Annotated in this window: 24 protein-coding genes and 1 tRNA gene; 17 read left to right on the top strand and 8 right to left on the bottom strand. The window is 37.0% G+C overall.

Features of this window, described 5'->3' with window-relative positions; translation table 11 throughout:
• The first annotated feature begins 10 nt into the window (after positions 1-10).
• The 5 genes from AC0L3W_RS06635 (at position 11) to AC0L3W_RS06615 (ending at position 3,478) form a co-directional block, all read left to right on the top strand.
• Positions 11-778, top strand: coding sequence for a class II glutamine amidotransferase (locus AC0L3W_RS06635; protein WP_290037799.1), 768 nt, complete (start codon positions 11-13; stop codon positions 776-778).
• A 107-nt stretch (positions 779-885) separates the two neighbouring features.
• Positions 886-1,077 carry a hypothetical protein gene (locus AC0L3W_RS06630; protein ID WP_290037800.1) on the top strand — a complete coding sequence of 64 codons (192 nt, stop codon included), beginning with the start codon at positions 886-888 and terminating at the stop codon, positions 1,075-1,077.
• Between the two features lie 62 nt (positions 1,078-1,139).
• Positions 1,140-1,292, top strand: coding sequence for a hypothetical protein (locus AC0L3W_RS06625; RefSeq protein WP_409439348.1), 153 nt, complete (start codon positions 1,140-1,142; stop codon positions 1,290-1,292).
• Between the two features lie 209 nt (positions 1,293-1,501).
• Complete coding sequence (locus AC0L3W_RS06620) at positions 1,502-1,708, top strand: hypothetical protein (protein ID WP_409439349.1); 207 nt, start codon at positions 1,502-1,504, stop codon at positions 1,706-1,708.
• Between the two features lie 453 nt (positions 1,709-2,161).
• On the top strand, positions 2,162-3,478 hold the full coding sequence (locus AC0L3W_RS06615) for a dicarboxylate/amino acid:cation symporter (RefSeq protein WP_290037804.1): 1,317 nt from the start codon (positions 2,162-2,164) through the stop codon (positions 3,476-3,478).
• Positions 3,479-3,537: 59 nt separating this feature from the next.
• Here AC0L3W_RS06615 and cueR read toward each other — a convergent pair whose 3' ends face one another.
• Both cueR and AC0L3W_RS06605 read right to left on the bottom strand, forming a co-directional pair.
• Positions 3,538-3,924 carry a Cu(I)-responsive transcriptional regulator gene (gene cueR / locus AC0L3W_RS06610; RefSeq protein ID WP_290037805.1) on the bottom strand — a complete coding sequence of 129 codons (387 nt, stop codon included), beginning with the start codon at positions 3,922-3,924 and terminating at the stop codon, positions 3,538-3,540.
• Between the two features lie 72 nt (positions 3,925-3,996).
• On the bottom strand, positions 3,997-6,378 hold the full coding sequence (locus AC0L3W_RS06605) for a heavy metal translocating P-type ATPase (RefSeq protein WP_409439350.1): 2,382 nt from the start codon (positions 6,376-6,378) through the stop codon (positions 3,997-3,999).
• A 249-nt stretch (positions 6,379-6,627) separates the two neighbouring features.
• Between AC0L3W_RS06605 and dinB the strand changes: the two genes are divergently transcribed.
• A complete protein-coding gene (dinB, locus tag AC0L3W_RS06600) occupies positions 6,628-7,743 on the top strand; it encodes a DNA polymerase IV (RefSeq protein ID WP_290037808.1) in 1,116 nt (371 codons plus the stop codon).
• 15 nt (positions 7,744-7,758) lie between these two features.
• On the opposite strand, the gene AC0L3W_RS06595 is transcribed toward dinB, so the two are convergent.
• On the bottom strand, positions 7,759-8,358 hold the full coding sequence (locus AC0L3W_RS06595; protein ID WP_290037809.1) for a MarC family protein: 600 nt from the start codon (positions 8,356-8,358) through the stop codon (positions 7,759-7,761).
• 111 nt (positions 8,359-8,469) lie between these two features.
• Positions 8,470-9,747, bottom strand: coding sequence for a YjiH family protein (locus tag AC0L3W_RS06590; RefSeq protein WP_409440419.1), 1,278 nt, complete (start codon positions 9,745-9,747; stop codon positions 8,470-8,472).
• A gap of 429 nt (positions 9,748-10,176) precedes the next feature.
• Between AC0L3W_RS06590 and AC0L3W_RS06585 the strand changes: the two genes are divergently transcribed.
• Both AC0L3W_RS06585 and AC0L3W_RS06580 read left to right on the top strand, forming a co-directional pair.
• A complete protein-coding gene (locus AC0L3W_RS06585; protein WP_409439351.1) occupies positions 10,177-11,196 on the top strand; it encodes a GGDEF domain-containing protein in 1,020 nt (339 codons plus the stop codon).
• A gap of 181 nt (positions 11,197-11,377) precedes the next feature.
• Positions 11,378-11,938, top strand: coding sequence for a glutathione S-transferase family protein (locus AC0L3W_RS06580; protein ID WP_290037812.1), 561 nt, complete (start codon positions 11,378-11,380; stop codon positions 11,936-11,938).
• An 80-nt stretch (positions 11,939-12,018) separates the two neighbouring features.
• On the opposite strand, the gene pyk is transcribed toward AC0L3W_RS06580, so the two are convergent.
• Both pyk and AC0L3W_RS06570 read right to left on the bottom strand, forming a co-directional pair.
• The gene (gene pyk, locus AC0L3W_RS06575) at positions 12,019-13,449 is read right to left on the bottom strand and encodes a pyruvate kinase (protein WP_290037813.1); all 1,431 of its coding nucleotides are present in this window, start codon (positions 13,447-13,449) and stop codon (positions 12,019-12,021) included.
• 75 nt (positions 13,450-13,524) lie between these two features.
• Positions 13,525-14,385, bottom strand: a complete 861-nt coding sequence (locus AC0L3W_RS06570) for a MurR/RpiR family transcriptional regulator (protein WP_290037814.1) — start codon at positions 14,383-14,385, stop codon at positions 13,525-13,527.
• Between the two features lie 241 nt (positions 14,386-14,626).
• Here AC0L3W_RS06570 and AC0L3W_RS06565 point away from each other — a divergent pair, with 241 nt between their 5' ends.
• From AC0L3W_RS06565 to AC0L3W_RS06540, 6 genes are all read left to right on the top strand, one after another.
• A complete protein-coding gene (locus AC0L3W_RS06565) occupies positions 14,627-15,577 on the top strand; it encodes a glucokinase (protein ID WP_290037815.1) in 951 nt (316 codons plus the stop codon).
• A 109-nt stretch (positions 15,578-15,686) separates the two neighbouring features.
• A tRNA-Ser gene (locus AC0L3W_RS06560) sits at positions 15,687-15,774 on the top strand.
• A gap of 250 nt (positions 15,775-16,024) precedes the next feature.
• Positions 16,025-16,501: a hypothetical protein gene (locus AC0L3W_RS06555; RefSeq protein ID WP_409439352.1), complete on the top strand. Its 477-nt coding sequence runs from the start codon at positions 16,025-16,027 to the stop codon at positions 16,499-16,501.
• Positions 16,502-16,654: 153 nt separating this feature from the next.
• The gene (locus tag AC0L3W_RS06550) at positions 16,655-16,903 is read left to right on the top strand and encodes a hypothetical protein (protein ID WP_409439353.1); all 249 of its coding nucleotides are present in this window, start codon (positions 16,655-16,657) and stop codon (positions 16,901-16,903) included.
• A gap of 127 nt (positions 16,904-17,030) precedes the next feature.
• Positions 17,031-17,492, top strand: coding sequence for a hypothetical protein (locus tag AC0L3W_RS06545; RefSeq protein WP_409439354.1), 462 nt, complete (start codon positions 17,031-17,033; stop codon positions 17,490-17,492).
• 110 nt (positions 17,493-17,602) lie between these two features.
• Positions 17,603-18,103, top strand: a complete 501-nt coding sequence (locus AC0L3W_RS06540) for a hypothetical protein (protein ID WP_409439355.1) — start codon at positions 17,603-17,605, stop codon at positions 18,101-18,103.
• A gap of 119 nt (positions 18,104-18,222) precedes the next feature.
• Here AC0L3W_RS06540 and AC0L3W_RS06535 read toward each other — a convergent pair whose 3' ends face one another.
• The gene (locus AC0L3W_RS06535) at positions 18,223-19,638 is read right to left on the bottom strand and encodes an exonuclease domain-containing protein (RefSeq protein WP_409439356.1); all 1,416 of its coding nucleotides are present in this window, start codon (positions 19,636-19,638) and stop codon (positions 18,223-18,225) included.
• 497 nt (positions 19,639-20,135) lie between these two features.
• Between AC0L3W_RS06535 and AC0L3W_RS06530 the strand changes: the two genes are divergently transcribed.
• Positions 20,136-20,669, top strand: coding sequence for a DUF1285 domain-containing protein (locus AC0L3W_RS06530; protein ID WP_409439357.1), 534 nt, complete (start codon positions 20,136-20,138; stop codon positions 20,667-20,669).
• A 214-nt stretch (positions 20,670-20,883) separates the two neighbouring features.
• On the opposite strand, the gene gpmI is transcribed toward AC0L3W_RS06530, so the two are convergent.
• Positions 20,884-22,401: a 2,3-bisphosphoglycerate-independent phosphoglycerate mutase gene (gene gpmI / locus AC0L3W_RS06525; protein ID WP_409439358.1), complete on the bottom strand. Its 1,518-nt coding sequence runs from the start codon at positions 22,399-22,401 to the stop codon at positions 20,884-20,886.
• Between the two features lie 468 nt (positions 22,402-22,869).
• Here gpmI and AC0L3W_RS06520 point away from each other — a divergent pair, with 468 nt between their 5' ends.
• Both AC0L3W_RS06520 and AC0L3W_RS06515 read left to right on the top strand, forming a co-directional pair.
• Positions 22,870-23,238: a DUF1304 domain-containing protein gene (locus tag AC0L3W_RS06520; protein WP_290037824.1), complete on the top strand. Its 369-nt coding sequence runs from the start codon at positions 22,870-22,872 to the stop codon at positions 23,236-23,238.
• A gap of 25 nt (positions 23,239-23,263) precedes the next feature.
• Complete coding sequence (locus AC0L3W_RS06515; RefSeq protein WP_409439359.1) at positions 23,264-23,632, top strand: MazG nucleotide pyrophosphohydrolase domain-containing protein; 369 nt, start codon at positions 23,264-23,266, stop codon at positions 23,630-23,632.
• Positions 23,633-23,694: the final 62 nt, after the last annotated feature.

Here is a 23,694-nt window from a genome sequence, read left to right as displayed (position 1 = left end):
TTACTAAAGAATGTGTGAATTATTAGGCATGAGTGCCAATGTCCCAACGGATATCTGTTTCAGTTTTAGTGGTTTAATAAGACGTGGTGGCGCAACTGGCCCTCATAAAGATGGCTGGGGAATTACTTTTTATGAAGGTAAAGGTTGTCGAAGCTTTAAAGATCCTCAACCAAGTTGTGATTCAAAAATTGCCGAATTAGTGAAGCAATATCCAATAAAAAGTAAATCGGTGATCAGTCATATTAGACAGGCTAACCGAGGCGGAGTGAGTTTAGAGAATACGCATCCGTTTATTCGTGAATTATGGGGACGTAATTGGACCTATGCACACAATGGTCAACTCAGTGGTTATGAAAGTCTAGCGATGGGGTATGCCAATCCAATTGGCCAAACCGATAGTGAGCGTGCTTTCTGTTGGATTATTGATAAATTACATAAAGAATATCAACAGCAACCTGAAGATATGCTGAGCATGTTTAAAAAAGTAGCAGAGTATGCCGACCAGTTAAAAGCGTTAGGTGTATTTAATATGTTATTAACAGACGGCGAATATGTCATGTGTTATTGCACTAATAACTTACATTGGATCACACGCCGTGCACCCTTTGGTAAAGCACAGTTAATTGACGAAGATATGACCGTGGACTTTCAAGAAGAAACCTCCGATAGTGATGTGGTGACTGTGATTGCTACTCGTCCATTAACCAAAGACGAAGCATGGACAAAAATGCAAGAAGGTGAGTTTTGTGTTTTTCATTTTGGTGAACGGGTATTGTAAATATTAACTCATTGAATATTAAGCATTAGTTTTCTCAAGGTTTATTGATGCTTAATCATTTTCTTCAGAAGATAGGCCGTTTAATTAAATAACCGGCGGTGCCCTAAATGGCTGATTTATTAAAAGATGTCTACAACCAAGCTTACCTCGAACGTTCGGCGCTGCAAGTCACATTAAGTTATCCTGAATTTGCTAGCGACGCTTTTATTGCTGCTGTATTTGAACTGAGTGGCCAACAAAAGCGTAAAGAGCACGCCATCACCATATTGCATAACAGTGACGTACTTTTATTCAGTTAGATTACATATAACCCCTGTCAATTATTGAAAATATTGCACCACACTTTACAAGCTAGCGAAGCATGTTTATTCCTGTTTATATTGATATACACGGTTTACATGATTTAACTACCGCTTCAACTTCACTGGCTTATATTACTCAATTTTTGAGTGCAGAGTGTGCGATTAAACCCTTCATTGAACGTTATCCTGATAAAATGCATGTTATTTGTTAGCGTGGACAAATAACTCTAATGATCATACTAGGCGATTAGTCTCCGAAGGTGGACGTCCTCGCTTACCTTGGGCTATGGTTTGCTAGATTTAAAAAAAGATCCACGTTATTTATGCCCATTTTAGAAAATTTTAAGCAGGAACCTAGTGAATTTGTGAGGTGAGGAGCGTTAAATAACGTCAATGAAATGCAAAAGAGCATACACAATATGTGCCTGGTATTTGTAAAAGGTGGTTAGACGAAGATGGCTCAGTGAATACTGTGCGATTGGTAAAGCAAGCTTGTCGTAGTTTATTAAAACAAGCGGTGCCCAGCGCATTATCATTATTTTTTTTACCACCCAACGATATTACAGTGGTTGGCTTTGTGGCAGATGAGAAAGTTAAGCTTGGTGAATTGTTACAATTTTATTGTTGAATACAGCATAAAAATTCACAAGTATTGCACAAACTACGCATAGAGTTCGCGATTGACTCCATGAAAAAAATGGTCAAAAAGCACACAAAATATTTCAGCTATCAGAGTCATTGATAAAAAAGACAATAAAATGATTATTAAATCATTTAGCTTTAAAAGTATCTCTACAATGCAGTATTACTGCGGTCTACACTGTTTAGCTATTTTAATTAATGGGGTTTAAATGAATAAAATCGACTTCATACTGCATAACTAACATTTCCTTATTGCTATCTACTTATGGTATAGATAGCGCCGTTTTTAGCTTCACCTCTTTTTTCGCGATGAATATTTTGCATATTTCCAGATGTTAATAAAGGATTAAACGGCTTCGCCGCATGGCCATGATGGCTTAATTATCTGCGCAACATATCAAGATTAAGAGATCATTTTTATGGAATACAAGGAATTATTATGACAGCAATTAAGCAAAAAATGTCATTAACCAAGAAAGTTTTAATCGGCATGGGAATTGGTATCCTAACTGGATTTTTAATTCGCTCTGTTCTAGCTGATGTGGATTTTGTACAAGATTACATCGTTAACGGTTTATTTTATGTAGGTGGTAAAATCTTTATCGCTACATTAAAAATGTTAGTGGTGCCACTGATCTTCATCTCATTAGTCTGTGGTACAAGCAGTTTAAAAGATATGTCTACATTAGGACGTTTAGGCGGTAAAACGCTTGCCTTTTACATGGCGACGACAGCGATTGCTATAACACTTGCTATCTTCATGGCAAATATATTCGAACCAGGTGTGGGTGTTGATCTAGCACAAGCAACAACCTATGCAACTAAAGATGCACCTTCATTAGGTGATGTTATTATTAACATGTTCCCAACGAACCCAATTAACGCAATGGCTGCAGGTAATACTCTACAAATTATAGTTTTTGCTATTTTATTTGGTATTGCTATTAGTGCATCAGGGAGCGCTGGGCAGCGTATTTCAGCGATATTTTTTGATCTTAATACTGTGATCATGAAGCTAGTGGTTATGTTAATGAAGATTGCACCCTACGGTGTATTCTTCTTAATGGCGAAACTATTTAGTGAAATTGGTTTGGACGCGATCTTTAATTTAATTAACTATTTCTTAGTGATTACTGCTGCGCTTGTTATACATGCTGTGGTTACCTATAGTGCCTTCTTTAAGGCATTCACTGGTTTAAGCCCAATTATCTTTTTCAAAAAAATGGAAACAGCAATCAGCTTCGCATTCTCAACTTCATCATCTAATGCCACTATTCCTGCTACCTTAGAAACAACCACTAAACGTCTTGGTGTTAATAATAAAGTCGCTTCATTCACTGTACCACTAGGTGCAACTATCAATATGGATGGCACGGCTATTATGCAAGGAGTTGCGACAGTATTTATTGCACAAGCATTTAATATTGACCTAACCTTATCTGATTACGTCGCTGTAATTTTAACAGCAACTTTAGCGTCTATCGGTACGGCCGGTGTTCCTGGTGTTGGTATCATCATGTTAGCGATGGTATTGAATCAAGTAGGTCTTCCAGTTGAAGGGATTGCGATGCTACTTGGTGTTGATAGATTAGTTGATATGATTCGTACTGCCGTTAATATTACTGGTGACAGTGTGGTGACTTGTATCGTTGCTAAGTCTGAAGGTGAGATGGACGTTAATGTATTCAATGACCCAAATGCGGGTAATAAAGAAGAGTCTGATGAACTTGTTTCAGGTAAAAATATAAACGCTTAATCCGTTTTTGATTTAGTCAGTTGATAAGCCCAGTTTATAACTGGGCTTTTTATTACTTGTTAACTAAAGGCATCAATAATACTGCAATTGGCTTGTTCATTACCTGGGCATTGTTGAGTTATCTTTTTCAACTGATTAACAATCGCTTGTTGCTGTTTAATACGTAGTTCTATTTCTTGAATTTTTTGTAACGCAATGGTTTTCACATCGGCACTATTTCGGTGTTCATCTTCTGATAATAATAAAAGTGCTTTACATTCTTTAAGGTTAAAACCTGCTTGTTTAGTTTTATGAATGAAATGTAACTGTTGTATTATCTGCTCTGGATAAAATCGGTAGTCGTTTTCCTCGCGAGGAGGGGAAGAGATTAAACCGATAGATTCATAATGCCGAATTGATTTAACAGATAACCCGGTTTCTTTTGCTGCTTGGCTAATCGATAACATAATCATTTTCCTATGCTGTTTTTAACCATGTGTATTAGTAACACATGGATAATTCGCTCTGTCTTTAGTAGGTTATTTTAAACGAGTACGCTTTAATAGCAGTGAATTACTCAACACAATTAAACTTGATGCACTCATCGCGATTGCCGCAATAGAAGGGCTTAAATAACCTAATGCTGCTGCAGGTATCGCTAATGCATTAAAAATAAATGCCCAAAATAAGTTTTGACGGATCGTCGACCAAGTTGCTCGTGATATTTTCATGGCCACAGCAATTAGTCGTGGGTCATCATGCATTAAGGTCATTGAAGCGGTTTGTTTCGCCACATCACTCCCTCCACCCATTGCAATACTGACATCGGCTTGTGCAAGAGCTGGGGCATCATTAACACCATCCCCTACCATCGCCACTAAAGCGTCTTTTTGTAGGAGTGATAATTGTTGTAATTTTTGCTCAGGTGTTTGTTCGGCATAAAAGCTATTAATGCCTAATTCTGCACTCATGGCTTGTACAACACTGTATTTATCTCCACTGATTAAAGTCGTTGTTAAATCCAACTCTTTAAGTTCAGTGATAGCTGTTTGACTCTCAGGGCGAAGTTCATCTGCAATAATAAATAACCCTAATAAAGTGCCAGCATAACATACATAAATAACATTCTGATCCGCCTCTACATTGACCGTATGGATCGCTAGTTGTTGCTCAACATCAATATCAAAATGGGTTAGTAATTTACGATTTCCCACTAATAGGTCTTGTTCTTTAAAACGTCCATGTAGGCCTTCGCCATGTATGTTTTGTGGTTGACCAATTTGCTCTGCATTAATATTTAACTCTTTACAATATGCGACAACAGCTTTTGCGATAGGGTGCTTACTTGATTGTTGCATCGCTAATAAAAGAGGTAAAAACCGTGAATCAAAAGAGGTCACATCATCTATTGCGACTTGCCCTTTAGTAAGTGTACCCGTTTTATCAAAGGCGATATGCTTGAGTTTATGAGCGAGTTGTAGTGTATTAATATCTTTAATTAATATCCCTTTTTGCGCGGCTAATCCTGTCCCAACCACCATAGCTGTTGGGGTTGCTAAACCAAGCGCACAAGGACAAGCAATCACTAATACAGCAACACTGTGCATTAAAGCTTGCTCTAAATCGCCTGTAGTGAACATCCAAAGGGCAAAGGTAATAACTGCAATAACTAAAACAATAGGGACAAAAATAGCACTGACTTTATCCACCAATTGTAAAATAGGTGCTTTACTCATTTGTGCTGATTCAACCAATTGAATAATATTATGTAACTTCGTTTGTTCATTGACTGCAGTGGTTTTAATTAATAATGTACCGTCACCATTTAACGTCCCCGCAAACACCTTATCATCTTGTTGCTTCTGAATAGCAGCGCTTTCACCGGTTAATAATGACTCATCAATATAGCTGCTGCCTTCTATTACAATGCCATCAACAGGGACTTTATCGCCAACTGCAACTTGGACTATGTCGTTGACTTGTATCTCTTCCATTAGCACTCGTTTAAAATTGTTGCCTTTTTTAACTAGCGCATCTAAAACCTGTAATTGACTTAATGCGCTAATAGCTTTGCTGCTAGCCTGTTTTGCTCGAAACTCTAAATATTTACCTAAACGTATTAATACAATTACTAAGCTACTGGTTTCAAAATAAAGATGTGATGGCGTATTGTTTAGTAGGTGATACAAACTGAAAAAGTAAGCCGCAGAGGTGCCTAAAACAACAAGTACGTCCATATTAGCCGAACCGCCTTTTAGGCTACTCCACGCTCCTTTATAAAAACGTGCCCCCACAATAAACTGAAGCGGAGTGGCAAGTGCAAATTCAACCCAAGGTAATAACAAAGGGGTGTCACTAAATAGCATATTGATCATTGCAACCCAAAATGGCAGGCTGAGTAATACAGCAATAGCCAGACTAACATGTTCTCGGCGTTGTTTCTTTTGCTCTAATTTTTGCTTATTGAGCAATTGTTGTTGTGTAGTTATTGCTACTTTATGTGTTAATGGATAAGGACTTAAGTCTATTAATTCCTTAATAAATGGCTTGCTCGCTACACCCGCAAAGGTATTAACCTGTAGTGTCTTAGTGGCAAAGTTAGCTGTTGCATCGAACACTAGGTGATGTGATTTAATCGCTTTTAACGTGCTTTCTACACAGCTTGAGCAGGACCATTCTGCTTCAAATTGAATATTTTGATGGTCTGTTTGATAACCTTTTTCAGATAATACTTCCATTATCATTGGCGCTAAAGGGTGTTTATTATCGGTCTTATCAAAGGCCAAAGTGGCCTTTTCCAATGTAAGGTTAACTTGAGAGTCAATACCTTCAATCTGATTAAAGGCTTTACTTAGATTAGTGGCACATGAAGCACAGTGCATTCCATAGACAGGAAAAGTGATGTTGTTTGGGTTAGTCATTGTTACCCTCCTATACTAGTCGTGTTGTTTTGTTGAAATCATAAACAAAGACTAACCCTTACCGTAAGGGTAACGTCAAACATAAACAACAAAAAATTATTAGTTACTTTGTATATGCTTTATAATTATACTGTTTATAAAAACAGTCATTGTATTAGTTAGTATTGAGTTGCTCTTAAGTTATTATCATTGAACTATCATAGCTAAGGGCTTTTGCTTGAATTATTTTATAGATAGGATTGTTTCAGTATGTCCATAGAAGAAGTGCAATCTGTTGCTCCAACTGTTGTTGGTCAGAAAACAGTACGTAAAATTATTCATATTGATATGGATTGTTTTTATGCTGCGGTGGAGATGAGAGATAATCCTTCATATCAAGGCATCCCGCTTGCAATCGGTGGCAAAAGCCAACGCAGAGGGGTGTTATCAACGTGTAACTATCACGCCAGAGAATTTGGCATACACTCGGCTATGCCTGTATTTAAAGCAAAGCAACTTTGTCCTAGTTTATTAATTGTACCTGGTAGAATGGCGGTATATGTTGAAATATCACAAAAAATACGGGCTATTTTTCATCGTTATACGAACCTAGTAGAGCCTCTGTCTTTGGATGAAGCGTTTTTAGATGTGACAGATTGTACTTTATTTAAAGGCTCCGCTACTTATATTGCCCAAGATATCAGACAAACTATTCAAGATGAGCTTAACCTAACAGCCTCTGCAGGTGTTTCTTATTGTAAGTTTCTTGCAAAAATCGCATCTGATGAAAACAAACCCAATGGGCAATTTGTGATCAGTCCCGAGCAAGCACCAGGCTTTATTGCCTCGCTACCATTAAAGAAAATACCTGGTGTGGGCAAAGTTGCACAAGGACATTTAGCTGAAAAAGGGTTAGTCACTTGTACGGATGTCGCACAGTATCCTGAACAGGCATTATTGCTAACTTTTGGGAAACTAGGGAAATCATTGTTAGCTTTCAGCAAAGGCATAGATAACCGTGAGGTGCAGCCAAATAGAGAGCGGAAGTCAGTGGCCGTAGAGCATACCTTTGAACATAATTTATTAACGGAAGAGCAGTGCCTGTTAAAACTAGCCGATTTCTATCAACAATTAACACAACGTGTTGAAAAGCATCTATCAAAGAAGGTGGTCACTAAACTGGGAGTAAAATTAAAGTTTAGTGACTTTACAATCAAGAGTAGTGAACGCAAATATTCACAGTTGAATCAGGGAATATTTGAGCAATTATTACATCAATTGATTGTCGCAAACCCCGATAAACCAATCCGTTTATTAGGCGTAAGCGTCGGGCTGAGTGAAAAGTCTAGCGAGCAATCCATACAGTTAAGTTTGATTGATGATTGATCGCCAGTTAGCTTTTTACATTGAAATGTTTCGTACACCTTCATAAATAAATTGAATCGCCAGTGCAGCCAAAATAACGCCCAAGAAGCGACGTAAAATCTCATCGCCAGTTTTACCAATAATCTTCTTCAAATATTTTGACCCGACCATTCCTACCATTGTAATGAGTAACACACTAATGATAGCTGCTGTCACAGATAACATGGTACTTCCCGTTTCTGGAGGTTGTGAGTATAGTAAAATAGCAAGCGTTAATGTACCTGGACCAGCCAAAAGCGGAATTGACATTGGAAAGACGGAAATATCTGCATTTTTACCACTATTAGAAAACTTCAATTCCTGTGTAATCATCATAAATGCGGTATAAAAAAGTAGTAACCCACCTGAGATACGTAGTGAATTAATATTGATACCTAATTGTGAAAACAGTGCTTCACCGTAATTACCAAATAGAACTAAAGTTAATCCACTGATAATAATAGATTTAATCGCCATTAAATTACGGTGTCTTTGGTCACTACCTGAGGTGAGGGAGTTAAATATTAATGCCGAACCAATGGGATCGATAATTACTAATAAACCAGTAATAGCATGAAGGTATAATGCAAAATCCATTTTAAACTCTCTTCTTTTTATATAATCGATGGATGCAATGACCTAATGGTCAGATATAAAAATGGCAGGTTATTAGCCTGCCATTATTAAGATTAGCCTATGATGACACATTTAGAAGATAAAGTGTGCAACACCTGCAATCACGGGTAACGTTACTAATGTACGTAGAATAAAGATAATAAATAATTCTGCGATATTAACAGGTATTTTACTACCTAATAATAGAGCACCCACTTCACTCATGTAAATTAACTGTGTTACCGACATTGCCGCAATAATAAAGCGCGTCATATCAGATTCAATTGAAGCGGCTAAAATAGACGGAATAAACATATCTGCAAAACCGACAACAATAGTCGTTGACGCTTGTTCTGCTTGAGGAATTTGTAATAACTCAAGTAGAGGAATGAAAGGCATACCTAAGTAATTAAAAATAGGTGTGTATTCTGCAATCATTAACGCAATTGTACCAATCGCCATGACCACGGGTAAAACACCAAATACCATATCAATCACATTTTTGATGCCATCTTGAATAGTACTCTTGAACCCTTTAGCTTGTTCAGCGCGTGTTAAGGCTTGATGAAAACCCCATGATAATAAATGATGACCTTCAGGCGTTTTTTCATCACCTTCTTCGCGTGCAGAGCCGTCTATATAAAGATCTTTCTTATTACGTAGTGGTGGTAATTTAGGTACGATGATCGCAGCTACAATACCGGCTAGACAAACAGACAAGTAGAAAGGCAAGAATAAGTATTCTAGTTTTACTTGTGAAATCACAACTAATGAAAAAGTTATTGATACAGCAGAGAAGGTAGTACCGATAACAGCGGCTTCACGTTGTGTGTAGAAACGTGATTCATACTGCTTGCTGGTCATTAAAATACCGACACTTCCATCACCTAACCAAGACGCCATACAATCGATAGCACTTCGGCCTGGTAAGTTAAATACAGGGCGCATGATTTTGGTTAATAACGTCCCAAATAATTCTAATAAACCAAAATTAAGTAATAGCGGTAATAATAGACCTGCAAAAATAAATACACATAATAAAACCGGCATTAAATCATTTAGTACTAACGCACCTGTATTGCCTGAGTTAATCATTTCCGGGCCAATACCCCAATAAGTCGCGACAATAAATACCGCACCCAACACACGAATGATTAACCAAATTGGGCTAACATTAAGCAAGCCATGGATAAAAGAGGAGCGTTGTAAAAAAGCAGGATTGGCTATTTTACTTATTAAGCTGAGTACCGCTGTGATTAAAACAACGATCGTGACAATAAGGGTAATAGCATCACCTAATAAAGCTTGTAACGCTTTAGAGATAATAGCAATTGGGATAGTCAACGCATCATTGTATTGAATAGGTGCCATAAACAATATCAACCCAATCAATGATGGGATAATGAACGTCAATATTGTACTTAGCGTAAATGATTTTCTTTGTGTCACTCTGTTACCTTCATAAAAATTGAGCCGTTAAAACGACTAAAATAGGGTGCAATGTTGCACAGCGGCGCAAGAGTACTTGCTTTGTATAGTCTTGTAAATCGGCAATTAGTAACAAATATTACGCAATATCAATAAAAGCTTTATTTAGATTTTTGATTCAATCATTTACAGGAAGGAAGTGTGAGTAGTACTTTTACAAAGTAATGAATAACAAAGACTTAGTTAATTATTTGATAATCGCAGAAAGAATATGAGATCGGTGATTAGTTCTCGTATATTTTAATGCATAAATACCTAATTAGGGTTTATAATTTGAGTTAATTAATCCATAAACCTAATAAGAAAGATATTATGAGCAAAGAGCTAATTGTAGAGTCTGCTAACAACCTAAAGAAAGCATTGCCATTAATGATGAAATACTCAGTGCCAACCACACCTAACAATTATGCTCTTTGGTATCACTATGTTGCTGAAAAAAATCCTGCACTTAAAGAGTCCATGGATAAATTATTGTCAGCGAGTGATATTTGTCCGCCTATTCAAGCTGAGTCACTTTATCGAGAGCATGTTTGCTCTGCAACAGAAAATGAAACATGGGAATTCCGTTCAACTCTTGAAAATATGATGACGCAACTGGACCAATTAATTGGCGATACGCATTCTGATACCACCGACTTTCAGCACTCTTTTGATAAAAATGTTTCTAATATCAGTAAAGTAGAAGAAGAGGGCTGGTCAATAGAGGAAGTGGTTGGTTTATTAAAAAGCTTAGAAAAAGATGCAAAACAGATGCGTAATGCGACGCAATTCTTTGGTAATAGTCTAGCGTCAGCTAAGAATGAAATTGGCACATTAAAAACTCAGCTAGAGGAATCACGTAAAGCTGCACTATATGATTCATTAACTGGCCTGCTTAATCGTCATGCTTTTGATACAGAGCTCACTAGTTACCTACAATCTAATAGCGGAAGTTTTTCCATCATCCTTTGCGATATAGATCACTTCAAACAATTCAATGATACTTGGGGGCACCTGTTAGGGGACCAAGTTTTAAAAGCCGTTGGTCGTAAAATTAACGAAAGTATGCGCGAGCAAAGCACCGCTTATCGCTTTGGCGGTGAAGAGTTTGTGATGTTATTACCTAAAACTAATATTCGTATTGCCCGTCATTTTGCAGAATCCATACGTAAAAAATTAGAAAAACTATCCTTAAAAGATAAACGTTCTGGACAGATGATTAACAATATTACCGCTTCATTTGGTGTGGTGGAAAGTCAGCCAAATGAAAGTATTACTGAAGTGATTGCACGGGCAGATGAATACCTTTATAAAGCCAAAAATTTAGGAAGAAATCGTGTTTTACCTATTTAATTAATTGATTTATATGTAAAATATCAATGATAGGACTCAGTGAATAGTTATATTGACTAATAATAAAGAGTTTCATAAAGTGATTAATAAGCATTGAGCTTATATAATCAGGTACTTCACGATACCATTAAATAAGTTTCATCCGAGTGGTATTACTTACTCTTACTTTAAAGGTTTACTCATGGAATTATACGGTAGCTACACTTCACCCTTTGTTCGTCACTGTCGCATTGCACTATTACAAACAGAACTTGAGTGCGAATTTCTTGAAATTGATGCAACACAAAGTGCCACATTATCACCAACTAAAAAAGTACCACTTTTAGTTGATTGTGAATTAAAACTGACTGATTCAACGTCTATTCTGACCCATCTTTATGAATTAGTTGGAGAGGGATTTTTAACTGATTTAGAAGAAGTAGAACTTTACCATATGACCAACACAGTATTAGATGCTTGTGTTAATTTAGTCCTGTTAGCTAAATTTGACGGTATAACGGCCGATCAAAGTGTTTACTTAACACGTCAGAAAGATCGTATTCAATCTGGTCTAGAAGCGATTAACAATAAAACATTTAGCCAAGCATTGCCGTTAACTCAGGCTGAAACTCGATTAGCAGTATTTCTTGATTGGGCTATATTCAGGAATCAAATTTCACTAGATGCTTTTCCAGCGCTACAACAATTATTAGATCTTGCTCAAACAGATCCTATCTTTACGCAAACTGCACCTAAAGAATAAAATAAGATTTTATTAAAAAGGCGTGTTATTCAATGAATAACACGCCTTTTTTGTAACTTAAAAAATAAGTTTAACTCAGTTTATACTTTGATGATCTTACAAGTATTAGTAAAGCCTTGATTGATATTGTCACCATGAGTTAACAGAATCAAATCACCTTCAGCAATTAAGTTAGATGCTTTTAGTGTCGTTAACGCATTTTCAATAAACTCGATGCTGTTAGTCGTTGTAGATTCAAACTTAACAGGCGTTACACCACGGTATAATGCACAGTAGTTTAATGTTTGCTGATTACTAGAAAGTGCGTAAATCGGTAAACCAGAGCTTAAACGAGACATTAACAACGGTGTAGAACCAGACGCGGTTAATGCAACAATCGCCTTAACGCCATTTGTATGGTTAGCGGCATACATAGTAGTCATTGCTAACGCTTCACCAGGATCATCAAAAGTATGGTTAATACGATGGTTTGAAACGTTAATACTAGGATGTTTTTCTGCACCAATACATACTTCACTCATCGCTCTTACGGTTTCAACAGGGTAATCACCTGCTGCCGTTTCACCCGATAACATTACCGCATCAGTCCCATCTAATACCGCATTTGCGACATCCATAACTTCCGCACGTGTTGGCATCGGTGCGCTGATCATTGATTCCATCATCTGCGTCGCAGTGATAACAACACGGTTTAAACGACGTGCAGTACGGATCATATCTTTTTGTACGCCAACTAAACGTGCGTCACCAATTTCAACACCTAAATCCCCACGTGCAACCATCACCACATCAGAGGCTAAGATAATATCTTCTAAGGCTTCTTTTGTTTCAACTGCCTCAGCACGTTCAACCTTAGCAACGATTTTAGCAAAGCTACCAGCTTCTTGCGCTAATTTACGTGCATAATGTAAGTCAGCACCATTGCGAGGGAAAGATACAGCAAGGTAATCACAACCGATTTCAGCGGCAGTAAAAATATCTCTTTTATCTTTGTCTGTTAATGCAGCAGCAGATAAACCACCACCTTGCTTATTGATACCTTTATTATTTGAAAGCGGTCCACCAATAGTAACTACGGTATGTACTTTATTGCCTTCAACTGATTCAACTTTAAGCTGAACACGGCCATCGTCTAATAATAAGACATCGCCTGTATCCACTTCTTGCGGAAGCGTCTTATAATCTAAACCAACGTGTTGTTGATTACCTTGGCCTTTTTCTACATCACTATCTAATGTAAATTTATCGCCGACAGCCAATTGAATTTTATTATTTTCAAAAGTAGATACGCGGATCTTAGGACCTTGAAGATCGCCCATGATCGCCACTTCTTTGCCTAGTTTAACGGCAATTTCTCTAACTTGTTGTGCGCGTTTGATGTGGTCAGCTGCTTCACCGTGAGAAAAATTCATACGTACCATATTGGCACCAGCTGCAATGATTTGTTCTAAATTATTACCGCGGTCCGTCGCTGGGCCTAAAGTAGTAACTATTTTCGTACGTCTTGCCATGTTAACTCCTGTTACATATAAAAAAATATAAGGCTAAAAGGGGGTTAATAAATGCACCGTTATACTGTAATACTTTTAAAGCGCTTCATCATTAGTTTTTTCAAAACGAGAATCTTTAATACCCGCTTTTACCCTTTTTAAATTATCTCTAAACTTTGCACCACGGCGTAATGTGAAACCAGTAGTGAGTACATCAATGAGAACTAGTTGTGCGATACGTGAAGACATTGGCATATAAATATCTGTATCTTCAGGTACACCTAAAGAAAGTACTAAATTACTTTGTTCCGCTAGTGGAGAGTCTTCTGCTGTTAAGGCAATAACAAAGGCATCATTCTCTCGGGCTAATTGTGCTATTTCTACTAAAGGCTTGGTTCTGCCTGTGTGTGAAATCAATACAATTACATCACCTTCACTACCATTAATACAGCTCATACGTTGCATTACGATGTCATCGAAACAAGAAACTGGAATATTAAAACGGAAAAATTTATTCAGCGCATCATGTGCAACGGACGAAGAAGCGCCTAATCCGAAGAAGGATATTTTATTTGCTTGTGTTAATACATCGACAGCGCGATTAATGAGATTAGTATCTAAACCATTCTTGGCTGCATTTAAACAGGCCATAGTAGATTCAAAAATTTTCGATGTGTAAGCTTCTGGGCCATCATCTTCATTTACATTTCGGTTCACATAAGGCGTGCCATTGGCTAAACTTTGTGCTAAATGTAGTTTAAAATCAGGAAAGCCTTTGGTATCTAAACGGCGACAAAAACGATTAACAGTCGGTTCGCTGACCTCTGCTATTTTGGCAAGGTTGGCAATGCTTGAATGAATAGCTGTTTCTGGAGAAGCTAAAATAGCTTCAGCTACTTTTCGTTCTGATTTACTAAAAGTATCAAGATTTTTTTTAATTAACTCTAACGTATTCATTATATTTTCACTCAGCAATAAGTTGGTGTCTAGTAATGGAAAATTTGCAACTAAAAATGAAATAAAACTACATAAACGACCAGTAATATTTGTAAATCATTATAGAATAGCTAAATTTTTATGTCATTTTATTACATTCGAATAATGTTTCAGATCAAAAAATTAAAATTTAAATTAAAAAATTGAGAGGCAGATCCGCCTCTTATCTCATAAAACGATGAAAAAAGGCGGGAGTTGTACCATGTTATCAGTAGTTGTAGATGTTGGCGGCACCAATATACGTTTAGCAGTGTTAGATGTCGTAACTGGAGAAATAAGCAAAGTTCGTGAATACCCTTGTGCGCAATTTATTACCTTAGATGCCGCTTTAGCGCAATATTTTGTTACCTTGCCAGACCCTGTGAGCCATTTATGTATTGGTATTGCCTGCCAAGTTGAGCATGATCTAGTTCAAATGACCAACTTAAATTGGAAGTTCTCTAAGCAAGCCCTACAACATAAACTATCCCTTAAAACGTTACACGTGATCAATGATTATACGGCTATCTCATTAGCGGTTCCATTTGTGGAAGATAATCAGAAAATTCAAATCGGTACGGGCACAGAAGTTAAAGAAGGTGTGAAAGCTGTGTTTGGTCCTGGCACGGGCTTAGGCGTATCACATTTAATAAAACATGCAGGAAAATGGATAAGCTTAGATGGGGAAGGTGGGCATACTAGTTTTGCACCAAACACATCGCAACAAGCTGATGTGCTATTACTATTACAAGGTCAATTCGGACATGTTTCTAATGAACGATTAATGTCAGGGCAGGGGCTCGTCAATATTTACCATGCTTTATGTCGCTTAGCAGGAAAACAGCCTGAGTACTTTGAAGCTGCACAAATATCAGAAGCTGCATTGAATAGTGAATGTGAACTCGCAACACAAACTTTAAACCTGTTTTGCGAAGCATTAGGTAGTTTTGCTGGCAACTTAGCCTTGAGCTTAGATTGCAAAGGTGGAGTTTATATTGCTGGTGGTATTATTCCGCGCTTCGTCGATTTTTTCAAAAATAGTGAATTTAGACCTTACTTCGAAGCAAAAGGGCGATTGAGCCATTATTTAAAAGGCATTCCAACGTACTTGATCACGCATCCTAACCCAGGGTTATTAGGTGCATCCGTGTATTTACAACAAGAATTAGCATAAATCCCTGAATTATTGGTGTTAATGGTTGATTTACCGCAACGAGTTAACTATCATGCGCATCGCTTTATTATTAAAACTATCACTTTAGTCTAATAAACGAGCAATTTACGGAGAATTGGCCGAGTGGCTGAAGGCGCACGCCTGGAAAGTGTGTAAGGGGCAACCCTTCGAGAGTTCGAATCTCTTGTTCTCCGCCACATTAAGTACCGAATAGGTACGAGAAAACCCGCAACACCTTATTAAGGTTTGCGGGTTTTTTTATGCCTAATTTTTCGTACACATGTTTTCAGCAACAGCCATTAAAAATGGGCATACCATAAAATACAGCTATAAATAAAATGTATGTTTATTTATACAGTTCAGTGTGTTTGCCATCTTTCCGCGGGAAAGGTGACATTTTGTTATCTAATGAGATGTTATATTTTTAATCACGATAGGAGCATTCAAATGGACTGGGTGAACGTAGCCGATACAGCTGTTAAAATTGGCTTAGGTGCTCTAATCTCTGCTATTTCAGGCTTTTGCGTTCTAAAAAAAACACAAGAACATGAGTTCGAAAAAGAACAATGGACTAACTTCTTAAAGCGACAAGAAGTTCAAAAAGCAAAATATGTTGAATTTACATCAAGTTCACATAAGTTAACTTATGATCATGTTAATTTTTGTAGTGGTTTTGAAACAGATGACTATAAGACGTTTTTAATGCTTTATAACGAAGTAGCAATTATCTCCCCTAAAAATGTACAAGCCGCAGCTCATCAATTATTTGATTGCACAAATCAATATATTGGCTTCAATAAAAATTCAAACTCGGAACAGCGCGACGAGCTTATTTTAACATTGAGAAATAATGCAAATAAGGCTTTGATAGCTTTTCAATGTTCAGCAAATGTTGAAGTCACTAGTGAGTATAAAAAAATATAACAAGTCATTAAAGCAGGACAAAAAACAGTTGGTTTTTGCTCGTGCCTCGCTTATTTTAACCAACTATTTTATTGCCTATTAATGAGGCGTTATAACTCAAAGTTGAGGTTTTGTATGAGATTGAATAAAAGATTAATATTGACAAGTTTTTGTATGTGTTTTTTATCATTGCCTGTTTTGGCTGATATGTTTACACCAAGCCATTCATGTTCAAAACCTTACAAACCATATGAATTTACTTCTCAGTATGAAGTTGATAGCTTTAATGATGACGTTGAGCGCTATAAAGAATGCATTCAAGATTTTATTGAAGAGCAAAATGATGCAGCAACGAAGCATCAACAAGCTGCAGAAGATGCTATTGATGAATGGAATCACTTCGTAAATTATGAGTTGGATTAGGTTATAACAAGGCAATTAAATCGGACGCATTACGGCTGTCGCGATTTATGCTAAAAACAAAAAGCCAGCAAAAACAGCGCCAACTTACACACCATTTATTGCGGCGTTAAGTGCCAATGGAGGCTCTATGAAATCCCGAAAAGTTCTTGATGACGCTTGGATATCACTAAGTTTAATGGAAAAAGCTTCAAATTATGAAGAGTTGCGAGTGCATTGGGTTTCTACTATTTGTCTACTTCGAATGATTGGTCATGTACTCCATAAAGTTGATTCTAAATTATCAATAACTCATAAGGCTGTAATTGATAAATGGTGGAGTGAAATCAATCAAAACAAGCCAGAACCAACCATTTTTTGGACGTTTATTAATGAATCTAGAAATCTTGTTTTAAAAGAATATGAACTTAATTTCATAACTTATAAATGTGAATGGATAGATACCGATTCTGAAGGGAAGATCGATGTTGTAGATGATAATATTCACATTACTCCAGACGGTCATGAACTTTTTGAACAGTTGTCAGATGCATTACTTTGGTGGCAAGCTGAATTATCTAGTATTAATCGTCTTGCTCAAAAAGGCACTTAACATGAGCTTTAAACAGAACTAAAACAGTTGGCTACTTTCCGCTTCGCTACACATTTCAGCCAATAATTTTAGTCCGCTTAATGTGGGCGTTAGTTTCAAAAGAGGGAATTGTGAGCGAGTACAATTATAAAAACTGCCAGTCATTATTTGGCTATTCAGCTAATGTACATATTCGCTGTAAAGGCGTGTGTCAGTTATGTGGTTGTGGTGATGGAGTCTTAGATTTTGACTTGTGGCGGCAAATGACGGTTGAGCACTTAATCGGTAAATCACAAGGCGGTTACTTAAAGCAGATAAAGTCTGAAATAAACGATAAATTCCCGAACTTAACTAACGAAGAAAGTGAGTTATTTGCGAAAGAAATTGATGCAATAAATACAGTTACGGCCTGCCAGTTTTGTAATTCAACGACAAGTAGAGATGTCAGTAATGTTAGTATGAGCGATTTGATGGTAAGCAGTAATAGTCAGTCAGAAATTTTGAATTCTATTGAACTAGTTTGCCGAGAAATACTAGAGAAAAAACGCAGAAAAGTTGAGTGGAAGTTAACCTCTGTACGAAAAGCATTTGAAGAGCTAGTTGTACCCAAAATTAGCATAGAAAAGGAGTGACCATATATGTCCTGTTAACTGTTGTCTGGATGTTTGTAAACATGTATTTCTGCAGAGAAACGACAGCACCAAAGAGAACTTTTATGTTACTCCAAAAAAGGATAAATAGGCTTTAGTTATTAGTTAATATCCTCTAAATTAATCAACGCAGGGCTCTTTTGTAACTGAGAAATACATATCTTGTAAAAGTCTATATCCAGTTTGGCTGCCACATTAAAATTAAAGTCTGCTAATTCACTTTCATCATTCACTTTCCCTAAATATAACCAATGCGAAATAATATGAATGCAGCTTATATCGCTAGTTTCATTGTACTCTTTAATGCCAATCGCGCCTGAATAGGGCCAACCTTTAATTTTTATCGGTGAAAATGCTTGTTGCATTCGCATTTGGTAACTGATGCTCGACTCTTGGCCGCAGCAAATACCTTTACATTTTTTAAGTTGATAGGAAAAACAAGGGCCTTTTCCTTTATCTAAACCTAATTGTATTCCACATAGTTGATTTTCATCTTTTAATTTACGTAGGGCTTCAAGTGCGGTTCGGCGGTTTTTATAAAGTCCGTAGGTATTGCGTAGTGATGCTTTTTTCGATTGTGTATTTAAAGTATTAATATCAATCACACTTGGTTGAGCAACATTTTCACTGGCACTGTTTTCCCAATAGATTGTAAATAGGGATTTTTGTTTTCGAAGTTGTCTATTAAACAAAGGAGCACGCGACTTAACTAATTCAGATTCTAAAACCAACGCACTAAATTCACCAGCGGTGGTTACCCATTCAATGTCATATACCTGTTGGGCCATGCGCATTTCACGGTCATGACTATGATCGCTAGAGAAATGTGAAATAACTCGCGCTCTAATTTGCACACTTTTGCCGACATATAATAAGTTACCTGTTTCACCATAAAATAAATAAACGCCTGGTTCATTGGGCATAGCTGAAAAAATATCTGGGTTTATATGAGGAGGAACGCTAGAAAGCCTTTGTTGAGATTGCATTGCCTCTAGTACAGCCTGTTCATTAAAGTCACTTCTCATACGGGCCACTATTTGTGGCAGAATAGCTGCATCATCCATTGCTCTATGCCGACTTTCACAAATTAAATCAAGACGTTTAATAATACTGTCTAGGTTGTGTCTTTTAACATTGGGGTACATTTCTCGAGAGAGTTTGACTGTGCACACCACTGGATACTTAAATTCTCTATGATTTTGCTTAAAGGCGTTTCGCAGAAAGCCCACATCAAATCGCGCATTGTGTGCAACCAGCACATGACCAGCAAGTTTCTCAATAATGACAGGTAAAACTTCGTCAATAGTAGGGGCATCAGCAACCATTTCTGGCGTTATTCCAGTTAATTTCTGAATCATTAAGGGAATGTGAGTATTTGGGCAGATTAGCGATTGCCATGTGCTGACGATTACTCCATTAAGAGTCTGGACGATAGCAATTTCAGTTATTTGATCACGTGTTGGTTTAGTCCCCGTTGTTTCAAGATCAATATAGGCGAGTCGGCTAAAATCAACCATAGTTATGTGTTATCCATTTTATATTAGTAAAAGTTATGATGTCTTTGTGTATCCGATATGCTGGTTATTTATAATTATCAACGTTATACAATCTTTGTGGGTATTATTTCTTATGTAGCCTGAGTCAAATGACATCAGATATCGTTTTAGGTGTATTTAACTAAATGATAAATATACTACATTTATACATGCTAGCTTCTTCATTAGATTATCAATAGAAGTAATGCCCCCTTGATTTCAAGTTAATCTAAGGTAGTGGCGAGTACCTGAAATGGAGGCCATTATGCCTAGCTTTAATGGAGTACGAACGACTAAATACTAACGATCATTACAAATTTAGACTTTGTTAATTTTTGTTGTAAGAAATTGTACTGGCACTTAAATCATTTAGAAATAACTCAATGTTCGATTGTGATTGCATCTCCTTAGAAAAGTTGCTGTACTGTTTTACAAATCATTATCTAATTAGTTAGTACGGATTCAGGGAAATAACGATTATGTTAAAAGGTTTAGAAAGTACAAAATATAACGCATTACCACCTGTTCACGAGTGGACGCCTGCTTTTTGTGGTGATATGGATTTTGTCATTAAGTCAAATGGTGATTGGGTTCATGAAGGTCAGAAAATCAGTCGTACTGCCATGGTTAAAATGTTCAGCCGTATCCTATGGTTAGAAGATGAGCAATACTATTTAGTCACGCCTGTTGAGAAAGTGCGAATACAAGTGGAAGATGCGCCATTTATGATTATAAGCTGGCAATGGATTGATACCGCTCAAGGTCGCGCTGTTGAGTTTCGGACGCTTACCGATGACAATATTATATTGGGTATTGACTGTGACATTTGGCTGGCTCCCTATCAAGGTAATGAACGCCCTTATGTCTCTATGCGCTATGGTATGAAGGCCTTAATTTCCCGCCACGTTTATTATGATATGGCCAATGAGTTAGAAACGTTAACCACATCAGAAGGAACTGGGGTTGGCATCTGGAGTGCTGGGAAGACTTACTTGTTAATGAACGAGGAGTGATAGTTACTTATTCTTAGTAGAATGGAGATAATCCCCAAAAATTAGATTGAGCTTTTGGTTTAGTCGCTTTCTAAAGAATCTTAATTAAGGGCATTCAATAATTTACATTATGACTTTAATTTTCTGCAACGTAATTCTATCTTGATATCAAATATTATCTTTAGGTTAAAAGCAGGGCAGTTGTCTACCCTGCTAGTTAGTATTTATTAGGATGCTAAATTAGTGAATGTCTGGTCATTGCAGCAGGTTGCTCGATACCGATTAATTTCAGTATTGTAGGCGCCATATCGCCTAGCACACCATCTTCAATTTTCTTCAGATCTTTATCCACTAAAATCACAGGCACTGGATTTGTTGTGTGAGCAGTATGTGGGCTGCCATCTGGATTCATCATAGTTTCACAGTTACCATGATCAGCGATGATCAAGGTGGTGTAATCATTTGCAAGTGCGGCTGTTACAACATCTTTAACGCATTCATCTACAGCTTCGCAGGCTTTAATCGCTGCATCCATCATACCGGTATGGCCTACCATATCACCGTTGGCAAAATTAAGACAAACAAAGTCAGCTTCGCCTTTGTTTAACTCTGGTACTAGTGCATCACGTAGTTCATAGGCACTCATTTCAGGTTTTAAATCGTATGTGGCGACTTTAGGTGAATTTTTTAAGATACGAGATTCGCCTTCAAAAGGTTCTTCTCGACCGCCTGAAAAGAAAAACGTAACGTGCGGGTACTTTTCAGTTTCCGCAATACGGATCTGTTTTTTACCATGTTTTTCTAATACTTCGCCCAGCGTGTCACTAATATTGTCTTTGTCGTAGATGACTTTTACATTTTTAAAGTCATCACTGTAATTAGTGATTGTCACGTAGTACAAGTCAAGTTTAGTAGTGTTCTGCTCTGGGAAATCTTGTTGACTCAGCATTTGTGTTAGTTCACGGCCTCGGTCGGTGCGGAAGTTAAAAAAGATAACCACATCATCTTTTTTAATGGTGGCACGAGGCTGATTTTCGTCATCAGTTAAAATGATTGGTTTAACAAACTCATCTGTGATGCCATCTGCATAACTTTGTTCAATGGCACTGATTGGATCGTTTGCTTTTACGCCAACACCATTCACTAGTGCATCATAGGCTAGTTGTACTCGTTCCCAGCGATTGTCTCTGTCCATTGCGTAGTAGCGACCAGTAATTGAAGCTATTTGTGTATTAGTGTTTTTGATGTAATTTTGTAAATCTGCAATAGAGCCTTTACCTGATTTCGGGTCTACATCGCGGCCATCGGAAAATGCGTGGACGTAAGAGTTTTCTACGCCAGCTTGTTGTGCTGCATCGATAAAGCCTTTTAAATGGCTTGAATGTGAGTGAACGCCACCATCACTTAACAAGCCTAAAAAGTGCACATCTTTGTTGTTTTCTTTAGCGTACTGTAATGCATCAACCAATACTGGTTCTTTCGCTAGCGTGTTATTCGCAACGGCCATATTAATTTTTGCTAAGTCTTGGTACACAATGCGGCCAGCGCCAAGGTTCATGTGTCCAACTTCACTGTTACCCATTTGTCCTGTTGGTAAACCAACATGTTCACCATCGGTGCGAAGTGAGGCATTAGGGTAATCTTTATATAAAGAATCTAGAAATGGAATGTTCGCATTGTCTGGTGCTGATACTTTAGGATCTGGTGAAGTACCCCAGCCATCTAAAATCATAAGGATTGTTTTTTTATTCATAATTCACCCAATTTAATGTTTAGTTCTCATGTTCTTTTTTCTATTATTCTTACATCTCTATCAATAAGTCTAATAGGCTAACAACCCTACTTAATGATAATGGTTATTATTAATATATGTCTAATTTATGCTTAATTGATAGGTTTGTCTATGACATATCTTGTTTTTACTATGGTTATTTCCAATCAATCTGATAGGTGTAAAAGGCAAAGGTGATTATTTAAGTGATGGGGAGTGGTGATACTGAATTTAAGTACCCTAACAATTTATTTCTTGAAAGTTTTAAAAATAATATAACGCTTAACGTCGTCATTTAGTCATAGTATGCTCATACAATAAAGAAAATATATATTTTTATATTGTTGTTTTAGTTGGAATTGTTTAAGTCTACTTAGTCATGTTAATGGCAGTGAATAAACGATTTTAAAATTTTTACAGATGCGTTATTGGTTAATCCAAAGGAAAAATATGTACTCAATACCTTTTATTTTAGTACTGTTGGTTGCCCTAGAGCATGTTTATATTTTAATACTAGAAATGTTTTTATGGCATAAACCAAGAACGCTTAAGATGTTTGGTATTGAGAAAAAAGAGGCTGATGTATTAGCTGTGGTGGCCGCTAATCAGGGACTTTATAATGGTTTTTTAGCGGCAGGATTAATGTGGGGACTTGTTCATAGTAACCCCATTTTTGCACAGCAAATTCAAGTATTCTTTTTAGCGTGTATTGTCGTCGCTGCAGGTTATGGCGGTTTTACGGTGAAGAAAACAATTTGGTTAATACAGGGGCTACCCGCTCTTTTAGCTTTAGTTGCAGTGTTATTTTTTAGCTTGTAAAAGCAGGTTAGTGTAATGAGGTTTTATGCAAGAGTTCGATAAATTAATGGTGATAGCAAAGCGTAAGGCTTTGCTGGATGAACACAGTCAATGGGCTAATGGCGCTGAAACTTACCTGACTGAAATAAAGAATGAAGTTGATGAAGTCATAGAGGAGATGCCTAAAAATAGACAATGTTTTCTAGAGGATGAGTTAGGTGATGTCTTGTGGGATTACCTAAATGTGTTAACTGCGCTACAAAAAGAGATGGGTATTAACCCAACTGCTGTTTTAAAAAGAGCTTGTGATAAATATGAACAGCGAGTCAGTGGTCTTGAAGCAGGTAAAACATGGACTGATATTAAGGAAGAACAAAAACAAGCGTTGCAAAAAGAGTTCTGCTCAAACAGATAATGAGCAAGTCACTTTAGACATAATATGTGTAAGCAATTTTACTGTATATAGCTATTGAGGAG

This window comes from Psychromonas sp. KJ10-5 (assembly GCF_055808325.1).
Note: the sequence above shows the minus strand (reverse complement) of the source record. Positions and strands in the feature narration are given on the sequence as shown.

What these genes read in the sequence shown, in the direction of transcription:
- AC0L3W_RS06635 (WP_290037799.1), top strand. Translation starts at nt 11, where the DNA reads ATGTGTGAATTATTAGGCATGAGTGCCAATGTCCCAACGGATATCTGT.
- AC0L3W_RS06630 (WP_290037800.1), top strand. Translation starts at nt 886, where the DNA reads ATGGCTGATTTATTAAAAGATGTCTACAACCAAGCTTACCTCGAACGT.
- AC0L3W_RS06625 (WP_409439348.1), top strand. Translation starts at nt 1,140, where the DNA reads ATGTTTATTCCTGTTTATATTGATATACACGGTTTACATGATTTAACT.
- AC0L3W_RS06615 (WP_290037804.1), top strand. Translation starts at nt 2,162, where the DNA reads ATGACAGCAATTAAGCAAAAAATGTCATTAACCAAGAAAGTTTTAATC.
- cueR (WP_290037805.1), bottom strand. Translation starts at nt 3,924, where the DNA reads ATGTTATCGATTAGCCAAGCAGCAAAAGAAACCGGGTTATCTGTTAAA.
- AC0L3W_RS06605 (WP_409439350.1), bottom strand. Translation starts at nt 6,378, where the DNA reads ATGACTAACCCAAACAACATCACTTTTCCTGTCTATGGAATGCACTGT.
- dinB (WP_290037808.1), top strand. Translation starts at nt 6,628, where the DNA reads ATGTCCATAGAAGAAGTGCAATCTGTTGCTCCAACTGTTGTTGGTCAG.
- AC0L3W_RS06595 (WP_290037809.1), bottom strand. Translation starts at nt 8,358, where the DNA reads ATGGATTTTGCATTATACCTTCATGCTATTACTGGTTTATTAGTAATT.
- AC0L3W_RS06590 (WP_409440419.1), bottom strand. Translation starts at nt 9,747, where the DNA reads ATGGCACCTATTCAATACAATGATGCGTTGACTATCCCAATTGCTATT.
- AC0L3W_RS06585 (WP_409439351.1), top strand. Translation starts at nt 10,177, where the DNA reads ATGAGCAAAGAGCTAATTGTAGAGTCTGCTAACAACCTAAAGAAAGCA.
- AC0L3W_RS06580 (WP_290037812.1), top strand. Translation starts at nt 11,378, where the DNA reads ATGGAATTATACGGTAGCTACACTTCACCCTTTGTTCGTCACTGTCGC.
- pyk (WP_290037813.1), bottom strand. Translation starts at nt 13,449, where the DNA reads ATGGCAAGACGTACGAAAATAGTTACTACTTTAGGCCCAGCGACGGAC.
- AC0L3W_RS06570 (WP_290037814.1), bottom strand. Translation starts at nt 14,385, where the DNA reads ATGAATACGTTAGAGTTAATTAAAAAAAATCTTGATACTTTTAGTAAA.
- AC0L3W_RS06565 (WP_290037815.1), top strand. Translation starts at nt 14,627, where the DNA reads ATGTTATCAGTAGTTGTAGATGTTGGCGGCACCAATATACGTTTAGCA.
- AC0L3W_RS06555 (WP_409439352.1), top strand. Translation starts at nt 16,025, where the DNA reads ATGGACTGGGTGAACGTAGCCGATACAGCTGTTAAAATTGGCTTAGGT.
- AC0L3W_RS06550 (WP_409439353.1), top strand. Translation starts at nt 16,655, where the DNA reads ATGTGTTTTTTATCATTGCCTGTTTTGGCTGATATGTTTACACCAAGC.
- AC0L3W_RS06545 (WP_409439354.1), top strand. Translation starts at nt 17,031, where the DNA reads ATGAAATCCCGAAAAGTTCTTGATGACGCTTGGATATCACTAAGTTTA.
- AC0L3W_RS06535 (WP_409439356.1), bottom strand. Translation starts at nt 19,638, where the DNA reads ATGGTTGATTTTAGCCGACTCGCCTATATTGATCTTGAAACAACGGGG.
- AC0L3W_RS06530 (WP_409439357.1), top strand. Translation starts at nt 20,136, where the DNA reads ATGTTAAAAGGTTTAGAAAGTACAAAATATAACGCATTACCACCTGTT.
- gpmI (WP_409439358.1), bottom strand. Translation starts at nt 22,401, where the DNA reads ATGAATAAAAAAACAATCCTTATGATTTTAGATGGCTGGGGTACTTCA.
- AC0L3W_RS06520 (WP_290037824.1), top strand. Translation starts at nt 22,870, where the DNA reads ATGTACTCAATACCTTTTATTTTAGTACTGTTGGTTGCCCTAGAGCAT.
- AC0L3W_RS06515 (WP_409439359.1), top strand. Translation starts at nt 23,264, where the DNA reads ATGCAAGAGTTCGATAAATTAATGGTGATAGCAAAGCGTAAGGCTTTG.